Annotated in this window: 17 protein-coding genes and 1 pseudogene; 7 read left to right on the top strand and 11 right to left on the bottom strand. The window is 70.3% G+C overall.

The features are described 5' to 3' along the window. Positions 1-131: 131 nt before the first annotated feature. Together pntB and UC35_RS11175 are read right to left on the bottom strand one after the other, a co-directional pair. Positions 132-1,547 (bottom strand): Re/Si-specific NAD(P)(+) transhydrogenase subunit beta, encoded by a 1,416-nt coding sequence (gene pntB / locus UC35_RS11180; RefSeq protein WP_061499383.1) that lies wholly within the window; start codon positions 1,545-1,547, stop codon positions 132-134. A gap of 13 nt (positions 1,548-1,560) precedes the next feature. Further along, a complete protein-coding gene (locus UC35_RS11175) occupies positions 1,561-3,225 on the bottom strand; it encodes a Re/Si-specific NAD(P)(+) transhydrogenase subunit alpha (protein ID WP_082793049.1) in 1,665 nt (554 codons plus the stop codon). A 347-nt stretch (positions 3,226-3,572) separates the two neighbouring features. Between UC35_RS11175 and UC35_RS11170 the strand changes: the two genes are divergently transcribed. Together UC35_RS11170 and UC35_RS11165 are read left to right on the top strand one after the other, a co-directional pair. Beyond that, positions 3,573-4,715: a metallophosphoesterase gene (locus UC35_RS11170; RefSeq protein ID WP_061499380.1), complete on the top strand. Its 1,143-nt coding sequence runs from the start codon at positions 3,573-3,575 to the stop codon at positions 4,713-4,715. Positions 4,716-4,781: 66 nt separating this feature from the next. Continuing rightward, entirely contained in the window at positions 4,782-5,504 is a 723-nt protein-coding gene (locus UC35_RS11165) for a hypothetical protein (protein WP_061499377.1), read from the top strand. Here UC35_RS11165 and UC35_RS11160 read toward each other — a convergent pair. Genes UC35_RS11160 through UC35_RS11145 form a run of 4 tightly spaced genes read right to left on the bottom strand, consistent with a single transcriptional unit; the run spans position 5,467 to position 7,946 of the window. Beyond that, on the bottom strand, positions 5,467-6,249 hold the full coding sequence (locus UC35_RS11160; protein ID WP_061499374.1) for a hypothetical protein: 783 nt from the start codon (positions 6,247-6,249) through the stop codon (positions 5,467-5,469). The genes UC35_RS11165 and UC35_RS11160 overlap by 38 nt on opposite strands. A 9-nt stretch (positions 6,250-6,258) precedes the next feature. Beyond that, complete coding sequence (locus UC35_RS11155; protein ID WP_061499371.1) at positions 6,259-6,681, bottom strand: ExbD/TolR family protein; 423 nt, start codon at positions 6,679-6,681, stop codon at positions 6,259-6,261. Further along, a complete protein-coding gene (locus UC35_RS11150) occupies positions 6,678-7,103 on the bottom strand; it encodes an ExbD/TolR family protein (protein WP_227820525.1) in 426 nt (141 codons plus the stop codon). The genes UC35_RS11155 and UC35_RS11150 overlap by 4 nt, the downstream gene beginning before the upstream one ends. Positions 7,104-7,121: 18 nt before the next feature. Then, complete coding sequence (locus UC35_RS11145) at positions 7,122-7,946, bottom strand: MotA/TolQ/ExbB proton channel family protein (RefSeq protein WP_061499368.1); 825 nt, start codon at positions 7,944-7,946, stop codon at positions 7,122-7,124. A 135-nt stretch (positions 7,947-8,081) separates the two neighbouring features. On the opposite strand from UC35_RS11145, the gene UC35_RS11140 reads away from it, so the two are divergent. Next, on the top strand, positions 8,082-8,564 hold the full coding sequence (locus UC35_RS11140; protein WP_061499365.1) for an NUDIX hydrolase: 483 nt from the start codon (positions 8,082-8,084) through the stop codon (positions 8,562-8,564). A gap of 9 nt (positions 8,565-8,573) precedes the next feature. Here UC35_RS11140 and UC35_RS11135 read toward each other — a convergent pair whose 3' ends face one another. Then, complete coding sequence (locus UC35_RS11135) at positions 8,574-9,701, bottom strand: hypothetical protein (protein ID WP_061499362.1); 1,128 nt, start codon at positions 9,699-9,701, stop codon at positions 8,574-8,576. Between the two features lie 54 nt (positions 9,702-9,755). Between UC35_RS11135 and mnmA the strand changes: the two genes are divergently transcribed. Continuing rightward, positions 9,756-10,925 carry a tRNA 2-thiouridine(34) synthase MnmA gene (mnmA, locus tag UC35_RS11130; RefSeq protein ID WP_061499360.1) on the top strand — a complete coding sequence of 390 codons (1,170 nt, stop codon included), beginning with the start codon at positions 9,756-9,758 and terminating at the stop codon, positions 10,923-10,925. Between the two features lie 188 nt (positions 10,926-11,113). Then, positions 11,114-11,836 (top strand): DUF4339 domain-containing protein, encoded by a 723-nt coding sequence (locus UC35_RS11125; RefSeq protein ID WP_158513886.1) that lies wholly within the window; start codon positions 11,114-11,116, stop codon positions 11,834-11,836. An 81-nt stretch (positions 11,837-11,917) separates the two neighbouring features. Here the strand turns inward: UC35_RS11125 and UC35_RS11120 are convergent, their stop codons facing one another. Next, on the bottom strand, positions 11,918-12,277 hold the full coding sequence (locus UC35_RS11120; protein WP_061499354.1) for a DUF4148 domain-containing protein: 360 nt from the start codon (positions 12,275-12,277) through the stop codon (positions 11,918-11,920). A gap of 130 nt (positions 12,278-12,407) precedes the next feature. Between UC35_RS11120 and UC35_RS11115 the strand changes: the two genes are divergently transcribed. Together UC35_RS11115 and UC35_RS11110 are read left to right on the top strand one after the other, a co-directional pair. Continuing rightward, positions 12,408-13,370, top strand: coding sequence for a LysR family transcriptional regulator (locus tag UC35_RS11115; protein ID WP_082793045.1), 963 nt, complete (start codon positions 12,408-12,410; stop codon positions 13,368-13,370). After that, the gene (locus UC35_RS11110; protein WP_061499350.1) at positions 13,367-13,849 is read left to right on the top strand and encodes a DUF456 domain-containing protein; all 483 of its coding nucleotides are present in this window, start codon (positions 13,367-13,369) and stop codon (positions 13,847-13,849) included. The genes UC35_RS11115 and UC35_RS11110 overlap by 4 nt, the downstream gene beginning before the upstream one ends. Positions 13,850-13,873: 24 nt before the next feature. Here the strand turns inward: UC35_RS11110 and UC35_RS11105 are convergent. The 3 genes and pseudogenes from UC35_RS11105 to UC35_RS11095 all read right to left on the bottom strand — a co-directional run bounded on the left by UC35_RS11105 (position 13,874) and on the right by UC35_RS11095 (position 16,354). After that, positions 13,874-14,552, bottom strand: a pseudogene (locus UC35_RS11105) (haloacid dehalogenase type II). A 75-nt stretch (positions 14,553-14,627) separates the two neighbouring features. After that, positions 14,628-15,107, bottom strand: a complete 480-nt coding sequence (ssb, locus tag UC35_RS11100; RefSeq protein ID WP_061499347.1) for a single-stranded DNA-binding protein — start codon at positions 15,105-15,107, stop codon at positions 14,628-14,630. 32 nt (positions 15,108-15,139) lie between these two features. After that, positions 15,140-16,354, bottom strand: coding sequence for an MFS transporter (locus tag UC35_RS11095; RefSeq protein ID WP_061499346.1), 1,215 nt, complete (start codon positions 16,352-16,354; stop codon positions 15,140-15,142). Positions 16,355-16,415: the final 61 nt, after the last annotated feature.

Raw genomic sequence — 16,415 nt, 5'->3', positions numbered from 1 at the left:
AAAAAACAGCGCACGGATTGTGCGCTGCCTGGACCGGGGGTTTCCCCTTGGATTTCCCCTAAGGATGCTAGAGGCTGTCCCCTATTCGACAGCCTTCATCCTGTTTTCGGCACGAACACGAACACGGTGGATCAGTCCTTCAGCGCGCCCATGACCTCGTCCAGCATCTTCTTCGCGTCGCCGAACAGCATGCGGTTGTTGTCCTTGTAGAACAGCGGGTTGTCCACGCCGGCATAGCCCGAAGCCATGCTGCGCTTCATGACGATGGAGTGCCTGGCCTTCCACACCTCCAGCACCGGCATGCCGGCGATCGGGCTCGTCGGGTCCTCCTGCGCCGCCGGATTCACGATGTCGTTCGCGCCGATCACCATGGCCACGTCGGTTTCCGGGAAGTCCTCGTTGATCTCGTCCATCTCCATCACGATGTCGTAGGGCACCTTCGCCTCGGCGAGCAGCACGTTCATGTGGCCGGGCATGCGGCCGGCCACCGGATGGATGCCGAAGCGCACGTTGACGCCGTGCTCGCGCAGCAGCTTGGTGATGTCGCAGACGGTATGCTGGGCCTGCGCCACCGCCATGCCGTAGCCGGGCACGATGATCACGTTCTTGGCCTCGCGCAGCATCTCCGCGGTTTCCACCGCGCTGATCGGCACCACCTCGCCCGCCGGCTGCGCACCGGCCGCCGCCGCCGCGGGCGCGCCGCCGCCGGTGCCGAAGCCGCCGGCGATGACGCTGAGGAAGTTGCGGTTCATCGCGCGGCACATGATGTACGACAGGATCGCGCCGGAGGAGCCGACCAGCGCGCCGACCACGATCAGCAGGTCGTTGCTCAGCATGAAGCCGGTGGCGGCCGCGGCCCAGCCCGAGTAGCTGTTGAGCATCGAGACCACCACCGGCATGTCGGCGCCACCGATGGCCATCACCATGTGAATCCCGAACAGCAGCGCAATCACGGTCATCACGATGAGCGGCGTCATGCCCGCCTGGATGCTGTCGGCCTGCAGGAAGGCGCGGCCGAACCAGATCACGACCAGCAGGCCGAGCAGGTTGATCCAGTGGCGGCCCGGCAGCAGGACCGGCTTGCCGCCGATCCGGGCCGACAGCTTGCCGAAGGCGATGATCGAACCGGAGAAGGTCACGGCGCCGATCAGGATGCCGATGTAGATCTCCATTTCGTGGATCGACTTCTCGGCCGGCGTCGCGAACACGGTCGACGTGTCGACGTAGCTGGCGAAGCCCACGAGGCAGGCGGCCAGGCCCACCAGGCTGTGCATCAGCGCGACGAGCTCCGGCATCTGCGTCATCTGCACCTTCTTCGCGGCGAGCAGGCCGATGGCGCCGCCAACGACGAGCGCCGCGATGATCCAGGCGTAGCCGCCGGCCGTCACCCGCGGGCCGAACACGGTGGCCAGCACGGCCACGGTCATCCCGATGATGCCGAACAGGTTGCCGCGGCGCGCGGTCTCGGGGCTCGACAGCCCGCCCAGGCTGAGGATGAACAGGATGGTGGAGCCGATGTAGGCGACGGTGGAAAGGCTTGCGTTCATGTCCGTCTCCTTTTTAGTGCTTGCGGAACATCGCCAGCATGCGCCGCGTGACCGCGAAGCCGCCGAACATGTTGATGGCCGTGAGCGCCAGCGCCAGGACGGCCATGCCGAGGATCCACAGCGTCGGCCGGTCCGTCGTGGCGCCGGTGAGCGGCGGCGCCACCTGGATCAGCGCGCCGATGGCGATGATCGAGGAGATGGCGTTGGTGACGCTCATCAGGGGGGTGTGCAGCGAGGGTGTCACGTTCCAGATCACCATGTAGCCGACGAAGCAGGCCAGCACGAACACGGTGAAGTGCGACAGGAAGCTGGCCGGCGCGTACATCCCGACCAGCAGGAAGGCGAGCGCGCCGACCCCGAACACGATGGCCAGGGATTTGGCCGACATCGGCTCGCTGCTGCCGTGGCCGTGCCCCTTGGACGCCGCTGCCAGCGCGGCGGCGGGCTTGGCCTGCGGCGCGGCCGCCGGGATCTTGGGCGGCGGCGGCGGCCAGGTGACGCTGCCTTCCTTGATGACGGTCAGGCCGCGGATGGCGTCGTCGTCCATGTTGACGTTGATGACCCCGTCCTTGGTCTTGCACAGTTCCTCGGCCACCCGGAACAGGTTGGTGGCGTACAGCGTCGAGGACTGCTTGGCCAGGCGGCTGACCAGGTCGGTGTAGCCGATGATGGTCACGCCGTGCTTGACCACGGCCTGATTGGGCTCGGTCAACTCGCAGTTGCCGCCCTGCTCGGCCGCCATGTCGACGATGACACTGCCCGGCTTCATGCTCCTGACCATCTCGGCGGTGATGAGCTTCGGCGCGGGCTTGCCCGGGATCAGGGCGGTCGTGATGATGATGTCCGACTCCCTGGCCTGCTTCGCGTACATCTCGCGCTGCGCCTGCTGGAAGCCCTCGCTCATCACCTTGGCGTAGCCGCCGCCGCCCGAGCCTTCTTCCTCGTAGTCGACCTTCACGAATTCGCCGCCCAGGGACACCACCTGGTCGGCCACCTCGGCGCGCGTGTCGTTGGCACGCACGATGGCGCCCAGGTTGGCGGCGGTGCCGATCGCCGCCAGGCCGGCCACACCGGCGCCGGCGATGAAGACCTTGGCCGGCGGAATCTTGCCGGCGGCGGTGACCTGGCCGTTGAAGAAGCGCCCGAAGGCGTTGGCGGCCTCGATGACGGCGCGGTAGCCGCTGATGCCGGCCATCGAGGTCAGTGCGTCCATCTTCTGGGCGCGCGAGAGTTGGCGCGGCAGCGAATCGATGGCCAGCACGGTGGCCTTCTTGGCCGCCAGCTGCGTCATCAGCTCGGGGTTCTGCGCCGGCCAGATGAAGCCGATCAGCGTCCCGCCTTCGCGCAGCAGCCCCACTTCCTCGGCCGTCGGGCCGCGCACCTTGAAAACGATGTCGGAGCTGGCCCACAGGCTGGCGGCGCTGTCGACGATCGCGGCGCCGGCCGCACGATAGGTCTCATCGCCGAAGTTCGCGGCATCGCCGGCGCCGGACTGCACCTGCACCCGGAAGCCGAGCTTGATCAGCTTCTCGACGACCTCGGGGACGGTCGCGACGCGCTTCTCGCCCGCCGCCGTTTCCTTGGGAACGCCGATCAGCAAAGGCTTCGTGGCCGTGTCGGGTGTGCCGGCAACACGGGTTTCAACCGCCGTGGCTTCGGCGGGAACACCAGTTTGCATGGACGTGTCTCCTCGTTAGTCGAAATGGTTGCAACTGCGGACCGCGAGCTTACCTGATGCGACCACGGCTGAACCCACCCCCTGAAGGGAGGGTTGCGCTTTGCAACGGCTGACCGTGCACTGAAAGTCACCCGGGCCCGACGTCGCGCCGACGTTGCGGCAATGCTGCCGGCCAGCTCCCTCTGTCTCAAGTCATTGTCCATTCCGCTCCGGCCCTGGCGAGCCGATGAAACCGCGGGCCGACGGTTTGATCAAGCTGATCAAGATGAGTGCGCGTCCCGGGCGGCTAATGTCCAACTAAGAGCACGCCCCCAGATCCGAAGTAGCCTTGCGCACCCCACCCCCGTATGTCGCTCATCATCCTTCTCGGCCTGTCGGCCGCCCTGCACCTGTACATCGGCCTGCGCATCGTTCCGGCGCTGGACAGCCCCTGGGGCGCCGTCCTGTTCGCGCTGCTGCTGGCGCTGTCGGCGCTGCTGGTGCCTGCGGGCATGTTCGCGCGCCGCATCGCGCGCGGCCGGCTGGCCGACACCGTGGCCGCCGTCGGCCTGTTCTTCATGGGGCTGTTCTCGTCGCTGCTGGTGGCCACCTTGCTGCGCGACCTCGCGCTGCTGCTGGCGACGCTGTTGCAGGCGCTGGCGCCGGGGGCCTGGCCGCTGGCACCGCTCGCGCGTTGGTCGGCGCGGGCGGCGGTGCTGGCCGCCGGGGCGGTGACGCTGCTGGGCCTGTGGAACGCACGCCGGATCGCGCGGGTCGTCACGGTGGACGTCCCGGTGAAGGGCCTGCCCGCCGCACTGCGCGGCTTCACCATCGTGCAGATCAGCGACGTGCACGTCGGGCCGACGATCCGCCAGCGCTATGTCGAGGGCATTGTCGAGGCCGTCAACCGGCTGCAGCCCGATGTGGTCGCCATCACCGGGGACCTGGTCGACGGCAGCGTTGCCGAGCTCGGCGGCCATGTGGCGCCGCTGGCTCAGCTGGCCGCGCGCGACGGCAGCTTCTTCGTCACCGGCAATCACGAGTACTACAGCGGTGCCGGGCCGTGGATCGCCGAGCTGTCGCGGCTGGGCATCCGCGTGCTGCACAACGAGCATGTGGTCATCCAGCGCAGCGGCGCCAAGCTGGTGCTGGCCGGGGTGCCGGACTACAGCGGCGGCCACTTCGACGAGGCGCACCGCAGCGACCCACTGGCCGCCTTGGCCGGGGCGCCGGCCGACGCCGGGGTGAAGGTGCTGCTGGCCCACCAGCCGCGCTCGGCACCGGCGGCGCAGCGCGCGGGCTTCGACCTGCAACTGTCGGGGCATACCCACGGCGGCCAGTTCCTGCCCTGGAACTTCTTTGTGCGCCTGCAGCAGCCGTTCACGGCCGGGCTGCACCGCCTGGAACAGCTGTGGGTCTATGTCAGCCGTGGCACCGGCTACTGGGGTCCGCCCAAGCGCTTTGGCGCGCCTTCTGAGATCACCCGGCTGCGCTTGATGCCGTCCGTCTAAGTCCTACACGGAGCCGGGCGTTCTTCCGACAAGGCTGAGCTTGGGCCCGACCAAAAACTGCTCGACATGGCAGGCCTCGCATCACTCACCTATCCACTCTCCGGCGCACGCGCCAGCAACGTCAACTACCTCGGGGCCGCGCGGTGCCGCCGCAAGTTCGAGTTGTTCTACCCCGACGGCTTTCAGGACGAGACCTATCAGGTCGCCGAGCGTTCCTACAAGGAGCGCGCGCACCTCGAGTGGCAGGGCCAGCTCGGCCCGGTGGCGTTCCGCAAGCTGCTCGCGCGCGGCGAGTTCCGGCAGATCGCCGATACGGCCGTGCGCGTCGAATCGCGCACCAACCTGCTGTTCTCCTTCGAGAAGATGGCCCTGCGCGATGCGGTCAAGAGCCAGGCCGGCGCGCGGCTGTTCGCCACCGAGCTCTATGGCTTCCTGTGGGGCCGCGGCTCGCCGCAGCGCCGCTTCCAGGACTGGCTGCAGGCCGTGGCCGAACTGCCGCGCCGCGAGGCGCCGGTGCTCACCTGGCCGATCGTCACCGTGTTCGGCTTCCTCGCGCGGCCGGACAAGCACCTGTTCCTCAAGCCCATGGTGACGCGCCGCGCCGCGCACGCCTACGGCTTCGATTTCCAGTACCGCCCACAACCGGCCTGGCCGGTCTACCAGTCGCTGCAGACGTTCGCCGCGATCATCCGGCGCGACCTGGAGCGGCGTCCCGGCTTCAAGGCGCGCGACATGATCGACCTGCAGTCCTTCATTTGGGTGCAGGGCTCGCAGGAGTACGAGCCGTAGGCGGGGGCGTAGGCTGCGGCCGTGGCGGTGGCGGCGGATCGAGCCGCGGCTCCAGGCGCGGCTCGACGCGAGGGTCCAGCTGGGGTTCCACGCGTGGCGGCCGGCCCCCCGGTGGCGCCGGCGTCCTGGAGGCGCGCGGCGGGCTCGGCGCCTGCGCCGGATCCGGTGAGGGCGCCGGCGTGACCGGCTTCTTGCGCCGCCGCGGCGGCCTCGCGCGCAGGCAGGACCGGGTCTCCTGCATGAGCGGCAGCACGTTGAACACCACGATCGCCGCCAGCGCCACCGCCAGGTAGGGCTGCGGCAGCAGCTGCGCGCGCGGGCGCAGCACCCAGTCGGCCATTTCGTCGCCGAGCCGCACCATCGCGAGCGCCTGCGGCCAGGCCAGCAGCGCCAGCAGCGCCAGCGACAGCAGCGGCAGCAGTTCGAGGAAGCTGTGCACCATCTGCTCCCACGGCCCGACGTCGCGGCGGATCGTGCTGTAGCGCAGGTCCCAGTACACCGTGGCCTCGTGGACCAGGAACACGCCCGCGACCACGCCCAGCACCGCCGCGTTCAGCTCGAAACAGGCCACCACCGCCATCGCTGCGCCGATTTCCGCCAGCATCAGCCAGTGCAGCAGGTTCTCCCCCAGCCCGCTGGTGACCGCGATGCCGGTGCGGCGATGGCAGTGCCAGTCGGCCAGGCCGGCCGCGATCCACAGCGGCAGGACCAGGTTCATCAGGATGAAGCCGGCTGCCGCTTGCATGCGGGTCCCCTAACGGGAGAACTGCTCCGCGCCCACCAGGCCGATCTTGGCCAGCCCCAGCCGCTGCGCCGCCGCCAGCGCCGCGGCCACGCTCTCGTACTTGGCGCGCCGGTCGGGCCGCAGGTGGATTTCGGGCTGATCGGGCAGCGCGGCGGCTTCGCGCAGGCGGGCTTCCAGTTCCTCGCGGCTGCCCAAGGCCTGGCCGTCCCACAGGAAGGCGCCTCCCGGCGTGACGTCCAGCCGCACGATGCGCGGCTCCACCGGCGGCGGGGGCGCTTGCGTGCTGGGCATCTCGAGGTTGACCGCATGGAGCTGGACCGGAATGGAGATGACCAGCATCACCAGCAGCACCAGCAGCACGTCCACCAGCGGCGTGGTGTTGATCTCGGCCATCACGTCGGCGTCGGTGTCCGGGTCGTCGATCGGGATCATCGGCCGGGCTCCGTCAGGAAGCCAATGCGCGCCATGCCCGCCTGCTGGGCGGCGTACACCACCTGGCCGATGGCCTCGTAGTCGGCGCGCGCGTCGGCACGGATGTGCAGTTCCGGCTGCGGCTGCTGCTGCGCCACGCGCCCAAGGCGCTCCTGCAGCGCCGCCGGATCGGCCAGCGGCGCGTCGAACCAGTAGACCGCGCCGCGCGCATCGACGGTGACGATGATGTTGCCCGGTTGCTGCTGCACGGCCTGGATCGGCTCGTGCGGCAAGGCCACCGCGATCGAGCTGTTCACCACCGGGATGGTGATCAGGAAGATGATGAGCAGCACCAGCATCACGTCCACCAGCGGCGTGGTGTTGATGCCCGCCATCAGCGCGTCTTCACTCTCCGGGGCCTGGTGCGGGAATCGAATGCCCACGCTTGCCTCGACGCGGTTTTACTTGCCGGCGCCCGCCAGCAGCACCGTGTGCAGGTCGGAGCCGAAGGCGCGCACCATGTCCATGCCGACCTTGTTGCGGCGTACCAGCCAGTTGTAGCCCAGCACCGCCGGCACGGCCACCGCCAGCCCCAGCGCGGTCATGATCAGCGCCTCGCCCACCGGGCCGGCGACCTTGTCGATCGAGGCCTGGCCAGTCGCCCCGATCTTGACCAGCGCGTTGTAGATGCCCCAGACGGTGCCGAACAGGCCCACGAACGGCGCGGTCGAGCCCACCGTGGCCAGTACCGCGAGGCCTTCCTGGGTGCGGCTGTGCACCGTGGCAATCGCGCGCTCGATGCTTTGCGCCACCCAGGTGTTGAGGTCCACCTGCCCGATCAGCCCGCCGTGCTTGCGGGTGGCCTCCAGCGCCGATTCGGCGATGAAACGATAGGGGCTGCCTTTTTGCAGGGCTTCGGCGCCCTGCCGCACCGTGTCGGCCTTCCAGAAACTGGCGTTGGCGGCGCGCGCCTGTCCGCCCATGCGCGACTGCGCCACCAGCTTGCTGATCAGGACATACCAGCTGGCCAGCGACATCACGGCCAGGATCAGCAAGGTGATGCGCGCCACCCAATCGCCCTGCGCCCACAGCGCCTGCAGGCCGTAGGGATTGGCCACCGCGGCGGCGGGCGCCTGGATCGGCGGCAGCGCGCCGCTTGCCGGGGCGGCCGCCACCGAGGCGGGCGCGACCGCCATGGGCGGCTGCTGCGCGTGGGCCAGCCAGGCGCCGGACAGCAGGAACAAGGCGACGACGGCGCGTGCCAGCAGGTCGTGGAGAAGTCGCATCGTAAGCAGGAAGCCCTAGCCGTGACAGCGCATTGTGTCCTATCAGGCTCAAGCGCCGCCAGGAGCCGTTCGAAGTCGCTCTGTCGCGCAGACGCCCCGGGCCGACCCTCGCGCATGCCCCGACCATAATCGGGCATGCCTTCGCAGTGGAAACCCAGCGTCACCGTCGCCGCCGTCATCGAGCAGGACGGCCGCTTCCTGCTGGTCGAGGAGGAAACCAAGCTCGGCCTCAGGCTCAACAACCCGGCGGGGCACCTGGAGCCGGGCGAGACCCCGGCGCAGGGCTGCGCCCGCGAGGCGCTGGAGGAAACGGCGCACGAGTTCGAGCCCACCGCCCTGCTCGGCGTCTACCTGGCGCGCTCGCGCAAGCGATCGACCGGCGAGGACCAGACCTACCTGCGGCTGGCCTTCTGCGGCAAGCTCGGCGCGCACCATCCGCAGCGTCCCCTCGACGAGGGCATCGTGCGAACGGTGTGGATGACCCTCGCCGAGGTGCGCGAGAGCGCGGCGCGCCATCGCAGCCCGCTGGTGCTCCGCTGCATCGAGGACTACCTGGCCGGCAAGCGCTATCCGCTGGACGCGGTGCATGCCGACCCCAGCGTCTTGAGCGGCCGCTGAAGCGGCGCCTTACTTGGCGCAGCGGCCCGTCAGGGCGCGCGCCGCCAGCACCGGGGCGTTGAGCAGGCCCGTCAGCGCGGAGGGCTTGTCCGAGGCGCGCATGCAATCCTCGACCGCGGCATCCTCCACGTCGGCGGCCAGCGGGTCCTTCTTCTCGCGCCGCAGCTGTGCGTTGGCCATGTCGCTCACGCTGCGCTGGGGCGCCACCCGGTACGGTCCCGGATGTGGCGGGATCGCCGGCGCCAGCACCGGGGCCGGTGGCAGCGCGGGCGGCGGCGGCGCCGCCACGGGCGCGCCCCAGCCACCGCCGGGCGCGGGCACCGGAACCGGCGTGGCGCCGCCCGCGCCGGGTGATCCGGGGGCCACGGGCACGTCGATGACCGGACCTTGCAGGCGCTGCGGCGGTGCCGGTGGGGCCGGGGGGGCCGGGGGGGCTGGTGCGGGCGCCGGCGCCGGGGGGGCGGGCACCGGCGCGGCGACCGGCGGCTCGGCCGGCAACGGTACGGGCGCGGGCGCTGGAACCGGCACCGGTTCGGGCACAGGCACCGGCGCGGGTGCGGGCACCGGGGCCGGTACGGGCACGGGCGCCGGAGCGGGTGCTGGCACGGGTGCAGGGATGGGCGCTGGCGCGGGCTCGGGCGGTGGCACGGGAACCGGCACGGGCTCCGGCGGCGGCGCGATCGGCGGCACCGGCACCGGCGGCATGGGGACCGGCGGCGCCGGCGCGGCCGGCAGCGGCTCGGGTGCCCGCTGGGGCGCGGCTTCGGTCCGTCGCTTGGGGACGGGCCGGGGCTCGGCGCGCTTTTGCAGCGGCGCCTTCTGCTGGGGCTGCAGCGACTCCGGCAATTGCGCCGTCGCCTGCATCGGCAGGCTGGATTCGGGGGTATTGGAGAACAGCGCCGGCGCTTCGGCGGGGCTGGCCGCTGCCCGGGGCCGGGTGGTGATCGCCCGGCTCGGCGGAGGCGGCGGGCTGATCGGCTTGACGTACTGGTACACCACATAGCGCACCGTGGGCACCAGCGGCGAATACTGCAGCAGCAGCCACAGCAGGCCGGCGTGGATCACCGCGGCCGTCGCGATTGCGCCGGGCGACATGCGCTGGCGCGGGAACGGCGGAACAGTGGGCCGGTAGAGCATGGGCAATGTCTTGCGGGCGCTGGGGCAAATCTGGCGCTGGGATAATCTCACATCATGAGTCGCAAGCCCCGTGTCGTCATCGGCCTCAGCGGCGGGGTGGACTCCGCGGTGAGCGCGCACCTGCTCAAGCAGCAGGGCTATGAGGTCGTCGCCATCTTCATGAAGAACTGGGAAGACGATGACGACGACGAATACTGCTCGTCGCGCCAGGACTTCCTCGACGCCGCCAGCGTCGCCGATGTGCTCGGCATCGAGATCGAGCACGTCAATTTCGCCGCCGAATACCGCGACCGGGTGTTCGCCGAGTTCCTGCGCGAATACCAGGCGGGCCGCACGCCCAACCCGGACGTGCTGTGCAACGCCGAGATCAAGTTCAAGGCCTTCCTCGACCATGCGATGCGACTGGGCGCCGAGAAGATCGCGACCGGGCATTACGCCAGGGTTCGTTGCTGCCCAGCGGACCCTGGCGAGCCCGATGGACCGAACCAGGAGCCGCACGCGACCGCGCGCGGCGGCCGCTTCGAGCTGCTCAAGGGCCTGGACGAGACCAAGGACCAGAGCTACTTCCTGCATCGCCTGAACCAGGCGCAGCTGTCGCGCACGCTGTTCCCGGTCGGCGAGCTGCGCAAGACCGAGGTGCGGCGCATCGCCCACGAGCTGGGCTTGCCGAATGCGAAGAAGAAGGATTCGACCGGCATTTGCTTCATCGGCGAGCGGCCGTTCCGCGAGTTCCTCAACCGCTACATCAGCAAGGAGCCGGGCCCGATCAAGGACGAGCGCGGCCGCGTGATCGGCGAGCACCAGGGCCTGTCGTTCTACACGCTGGGGCAGCGCCAGGGCCTGGGCATCGGCGGCATCAAGGCCAAGGGCGCGCAGCGCGGCGGCGGCGAGCACGCGCCCTGGTTCGTCGCCCGCAAGGACCTCGAGCGCAACGTCCTCTGGGTGGTACAGGGCCACGACCATCCCTGGCTGCAGTCGCAGGCGCTCGATGCCGGTGAGGCCAGCTGGGTGGCCGGCGATGCCCCGGCCGCCGGCGCCTATGCGTCCAAGACGCGCTACCGCCAGGCGGACGCCCCCTGCACGCTGGCGCCCGGCGCGAACGGCGCGTTCCACCTGCATTTCCCGCAGGCGCAATGGGCGGTGACGCCCGGGCAGTCGGCTGTGCTGTACGACGGCGAGGTCTGCCTGGGCGGCGGCGTGATCAGCGCGCAGCAAGCCTCCTGAGCTCTGCGGCGGCACCGCCTGATCGACCGGCTGTTCCTCGTCTCTTTCCGGCCGACTGCCGGCGCTTCAAGCGCTCGAATCCGCTGTTCTATCGCGCCGGCGCGATTCGCTTTCATCGTCTGGCTCGAAAGCCCGTGCGCCGGCTCGCCCATCGCGCGCCCTGTATGCTCGCGCCAGTGGAAGAGCGCATGCACCGATATCACCTGAGCCGCAACGGCAAGGTCCTGGGCATCTACCCCGAGGACCGGATGAAGGAGTACTTTGACGAAGGCCGGGTCGGCCCGAACGACCTGGTGTGGCGCGAAGGCCTGGACAGCTGGCAACCGGCGTGGCAGGTGTTCGGCGGCGAGGACCCGCAGGCCGCCGCGGCGCCGCCGCCGCTGCCGCCGGAGCCAGAACGCGCCCCGGCCATTCAGGCGCCCGCCGAAGGGCTGCCTGCCCTCCAGCCTGCCATCCCCTCCGCGGTCCAACCCGATACGGCCGTGCCGCCGCCACCCAGACTGCACTGGGCCCTGGTGCTGCTGCTGTCCTTCGTCACCTTCGGCCTGTTCTTCGTCATCTGGATGTTCGTGCAGGCGCGCTGGGTGCGCCGCATCGACCCCGCGTCGGACGCCATTCCGTTGACGTTGGTGTATCTGGCGCTGGTCATCGCCGGCCAGTGGATGGGGGCCGGCACCGCCGAGGATTCCGCGTCGGCCGCCACCGGGGCCTTGCTGGTGCTGGCCGGCTGGATCGTGTCCTTCTTCGCGTTCTTCTCGATGCGGCGCTCCATGCTGGACCACTACAACCGCCGCGAGCCGATCGGCCTGCGCCTGTCGGCCTTCATGACCTTCGTCTTCAACGTGTTCTATTTCCAGCACCACATGACACGCATCGCGCGCTGGAAGGCGACCGGCGTGCTGTCGCCGTAGGCGCCGGCCGCAGGCACGAAGGGGCTGCCGGAAGCAGCCCCTTCGATCCGCAACGCAGGCGACGCGGGCGCGTCGCAAAGATCACTGGGCGTTGGAGGGCGTGCCCGCCAGGTGCATGCTGTCGGCGCGCGGCTTGCGCGCAGCGAGGTAAGCCGAGCCGCTGTCCTCGCCGGTCATCGCCGCGACCCCTTCGCGGCTGTCCAGGAACTCGGCACGCACCTGCTCGCGCGTCAGCTGGCTGCTGAAGTTCGTGAGCGGGTTGTAGCTGCTGGAGTACACGTTGGGCTCCCGGCGCGACTGCTCGAGCCCGGCCTGCACCTGTGCGCGCGTCAGGGTGCTCTCGAACGGAATGCCGGAGCGGAACATCCAGCTGTCGTCCGCATGGGCGGCCAAGGCGGCGGCGGACAGGGCGGCGACGAGGGCGAGACGGGCGGTCTTCATGGGGACTTCCTTGATGTGTGTTGACGATGAGTTGACTGTAGGGATCGCGCGCGGCTTGAAAAATCACCGCCGCCGCACTCGTGCATTGCTGATTCGGCAACAATCGCCCGGGCAACCAGGGCCAGCCGCAATGGACAGACTGCAATCGATGAGGGTGTTCGAGCAGGTGGTGACCGAGCGCGGCTTCGCCGCCGCCGCGCGCAAGCTCGAACTCGCTCCTGCCGTGGTCACCCGGCTGGTGGGCGACCTCGAAAAACACCTCGGCGTGCGGCTGCTCAATCGGACGACGCGGCAAATTTCGCTCACGCCGGCCGGGGAGGCTTACCTGGGCCGCCTGCGCGACATCCTCAGCGACATCGACGAGGCCGATGCGCTGGCGCATGCGCACACCCTGGAGATGACTGGCGTGGTGCGGGTTCTGGCGTTGCCCACCCTGGCGACGCACCTGGTCGCGCCCGCCATCGCCGGCTTCCAGCGCCAGTTTCCGAAGGTGCAGATCGAGCTGCACGCGGTCGACACGCCTCGGCCCAACCTGCAGGACTACGACCTCGCGCTGCTGTCGGACATCGACCACCTCGACGGCAGCGCCGTGGTGCGCAGGATCCGGGACACCTCGGCGATCATCTGCGCCTCACCCGACTACCTGCGCCGGCACGGCGAGCCGTCGTCGCCATCGGAACTGGCGAACCACCGCTGGCTGCGCCGGCGCCTGGCCGGCAAGCGCATGCAAGCGGTGATGCTGATCGACCCGTCGGGCCGCGAGGGCCCGGTCAAGGTGGACGTGCCGGCCGCCTTCGTCGCCAACCACCAGGACACGCTGCTGCGTGCCACCGTCGACGGTGCCGGCATCAGCAGCCAGTCGATGCACGTAGTCGCGCCGCTGCTCAAGAGCGGGCAGCTCACGCGCGTGCTGCGCCCCTGGATCACCGAGCGCTTCAGCGTGGTGGCGGCGCTGCCCAGCCGCAAGTTCATGCCGGCGCGCACCCGCGCCTTCCTCGAGCACATCATCGAGCAGGCCCGGCGCGCCGCGGCCGGCGTGGATGAGGACGCAGCGTTCGACAGCCCACCCCCTTTGCGAAAGACAAGACCATGACCCAGGCTTTGTGGTGGACCCTCAGCATCGCGCTGATCGTGATCGGCCTGGCGGGGATCGTGCTGCCCGCGCTGCCGGGCACCGTATTCGTGTTCGCCGGCATCCTGCTGGGCGCCTGGATCGACGACTTCACCCGGGTCGGCGGTTTCGCCGTGGGTGCGGTGGCCGTGCTGGCCGCGCTGGCCTGGCTGATGGACTATGTGGCGGCCGTGCTGGGTGCCAAGCGCGCCGGGGCCAGCCGCCTGGCCATCATCGGCGCCGCGCTGGGCACCGTCGCCGGCCTGTTCATGGGCCTGGTGGGCGTGCTGTTCATGCCGCTGGTGGGCGCCGCGATCGGGGAATTCATCGCACGCCGGGAACATGGCCAGGCGGTGCGCGTGGGCATCGCGACCTGGCTGGGCCTGCTGGCCGGCATGCTCGCCAAGTTCGTGCTGGCCTTCATGATGATCGGGATCTTCGTCGTTGCGCTGCTGTGGTGAGGGAGCGCCCGGGCGCCGCCTGCGTCAGGCCGGGAAGAACGACAGCACGCCCGCCAGCGAGTCGCCGCTGCGTTCGGGCGCGCCGTCCAGCGTCTCGAACGGCAGCTGCTGCCGGTTGACCCAGAAAGTCCGATAGCCGCACCAGCCCGCCCCGAGCACGTCCCAGCCATTGCTGCTCACGAACAGGATGTCCTGCGCGGCCAGGCCGGTGGCGCGCGGCCCCAGCGCGTAGGCTTCGGGCGCGGTCTTGAACTTGCGCACGGCATCGACGCTGATCAGGTGCGCCAGCAGGCCTTCGAGGCCGGCGCTGCGCACGGCCGCTTCCAGCATCGGCGGGTCGGCGTTGGACAGGATGCCGGTGACGACGCCGCGCTGGCGCAGCCGCGCCAGGGTGTCGCGCACGTCGGCAAAGGGCTGGAGGCGGCGGTACTCGTCCAGCAGGACGCGCTCGGCTTCCCCGGAAAGGTCGAGGCCCAAGCCCGGCATAGCGCAGGGCGGCACCCGTGAGTTCCCAAAAGGGCCGATAGCGGGCGTCGTCGCCGCTCAGAGTGACCAGCCGCGTGTATTCGATCTGCTTGTCACGCCAAAGCGCCGCCAGGGCGCTGCCGTGGCCGGGGAACAGCCGCTCTCCGGCTGCGGCGACGCTGTAGACGTCGAACAGCGTGCCGTAGGCGTCGAAGAGCACGGCGGCGGGCGTGGACATGCCGCCACTCTAGCCCGCCTGGGGCCGGGGCGCCTGGCGGGCCGAACGCGGCAGGTCCGCAGCCGCCGGCGGCAATCAGAACGGGATGTCGTCGTCCATGTCGTCGAAGCCGGTGGACGGCTTCGACGCGGGCTTGGAGGCCGCAGGAGCGCTGCGCGCGGCGGGTTGGGCACGGCGCATGCCGCCGTCGCCCTCATCCGGGGCGGGGCCGCCCATGCCCTGGCGGCTGCCCAGCATCTGCATGGTGTCGGCGCGGATTTCGGTGGTGTATTTCTCGACGCCCTGCTGGTCGGTCCACTTGCGGGTGCGCAGGCTGCCTTCCACGTACACCTGCGAGCCCTTGCGCAGGTACTCGCCGGCGATCTCGGCCAGGCGGCCGTTGAACACCACGCGGTGCCACTCGGTGGCTTCCTTCATCTCGCCGGTCTGCTTGTCCTTCCACTTGTCGGTGGTGGCAATGGTGACGTTGGCGACGCGGTCGCCGCTGGGGAAGGAGCGCATCTCGGGGTCGCGCCCGAGGTTGCCGACGATGATGACCTTGTTGACCGATGCCATGGGAGGTTCCTCCTGCAATTGGATGATTATCGCTATGTCGCCTGGGCGTCCGCGTCGTCCGCCAGCACTTGCTCCACGCTCTGGCGCGGCGCCGGCGCCTGCATGGGCCAGGCGGCCAGCAGCCAGAACAGCGTCAGCCCGGCGCAGGCCGCGAACAGGCCCTGGCTTCCAACGTTCTTGACCAGCCATCCGCCGACCGCCCCACCCGCGAAGAAACCCAGGGACTGGAGGGTGTTGTACACGCCCAGGGCGGCGCCGCGCGCCTGCGGCGGCGCCAGGCGCGAAGCCATGCTGGGCTGGCTGGCCTCCAGCACGTTGAAGGCGCAGAAGAAGACGAACAGCAGCAGCGCCAGCGGGGCGACGGCGGGCTGCCGCGCCGCCCACAGCAGGCCGACCTGGACCAGGGCGATCAGCGCCACCGAGCCGAGGAACACCGCGCGCAGGTAGCCGCGGCGCTCCAGCGGGAACAAGGTCATCGACATGACGACGAAGGAGCCGAGCACGGCCGGCAGGTACACGTGCCAGTGCTGCTGCTTGGCCAGGCCGGCCTGCACCAGCAGCGCGGGGATGGCCACCCACATGGCGACCTGCACCGCGTGCAGCACGAACACCCCCACGTCCAGCCGCAGCAGGCCGCCGTCGCGCAGCACGTCGGCCAGCTTGCCGCGCGGCAGGTTCTTGTGCTGCCCAGGCTCCGGCGGCGTCCACCACAGCACCACCGCGATGCAGCCGAGCGCCAGCGCGCCGGTCACGCCGAACAGGCCGGACAGTCCGATGGCGCCGGCCAGCAAGGGCGCAGCCACCAGCGACAGCGCGAACATGAGCCCAATGCTCGCGCCCACCAGCGCCATGGCCTTGGTGCGGACCTCGTCGCGGGTCTGGTCGGCCAGCAGCGCCGTCACCGCCGCCGACACGGCGCCGGCGCCCTGCAGGGCGCGCCCGGCGATCAGCCAGCCCAGCGTGGGCGCCGCCGCGGCCAGGAAGCTGCCGGCGGCGAACACCAGCAGGCCCAGCACGATCACGCGCTTGCGCCCGAAGCGGTCGGACGCCAGCCCGAAGGGAATCTGCAGCACGCCTTGGGTGAGGCCGTAGATGCCCATCGCCAGGCCGACCCAGGCCGGGTCGTTGCCGCCGGGGTAGCGCGCCGCCTCCAGCGCGAACACCGGCAGCACCAAGAACAGGCCCAGCATGCGCGCGGCGAAGATCATGGCCAGCGAGCCGCTGGCGCGGCGCTCCAGCGGGGTCATGGTCGAGGCGGCAGGGGAAGCAGGCACGGGGCGGCAGGTAAAAAATGCGCCCCGCGGGCGC

The organism is Ramlibacter tataouinensis (genome assembly GCF_001580455.1).
GTDB classification, from domain to species: Bacteria; Pseudomonadota; Gammaproteobacteria; order Burkholderiales; family Burkholderiaceae_C; genus Ramlibacter; species Ramlibacter tataouinensis_B.
This window is presented reverse-complemented; position numbering and strand designations above follow the sequence as displayed.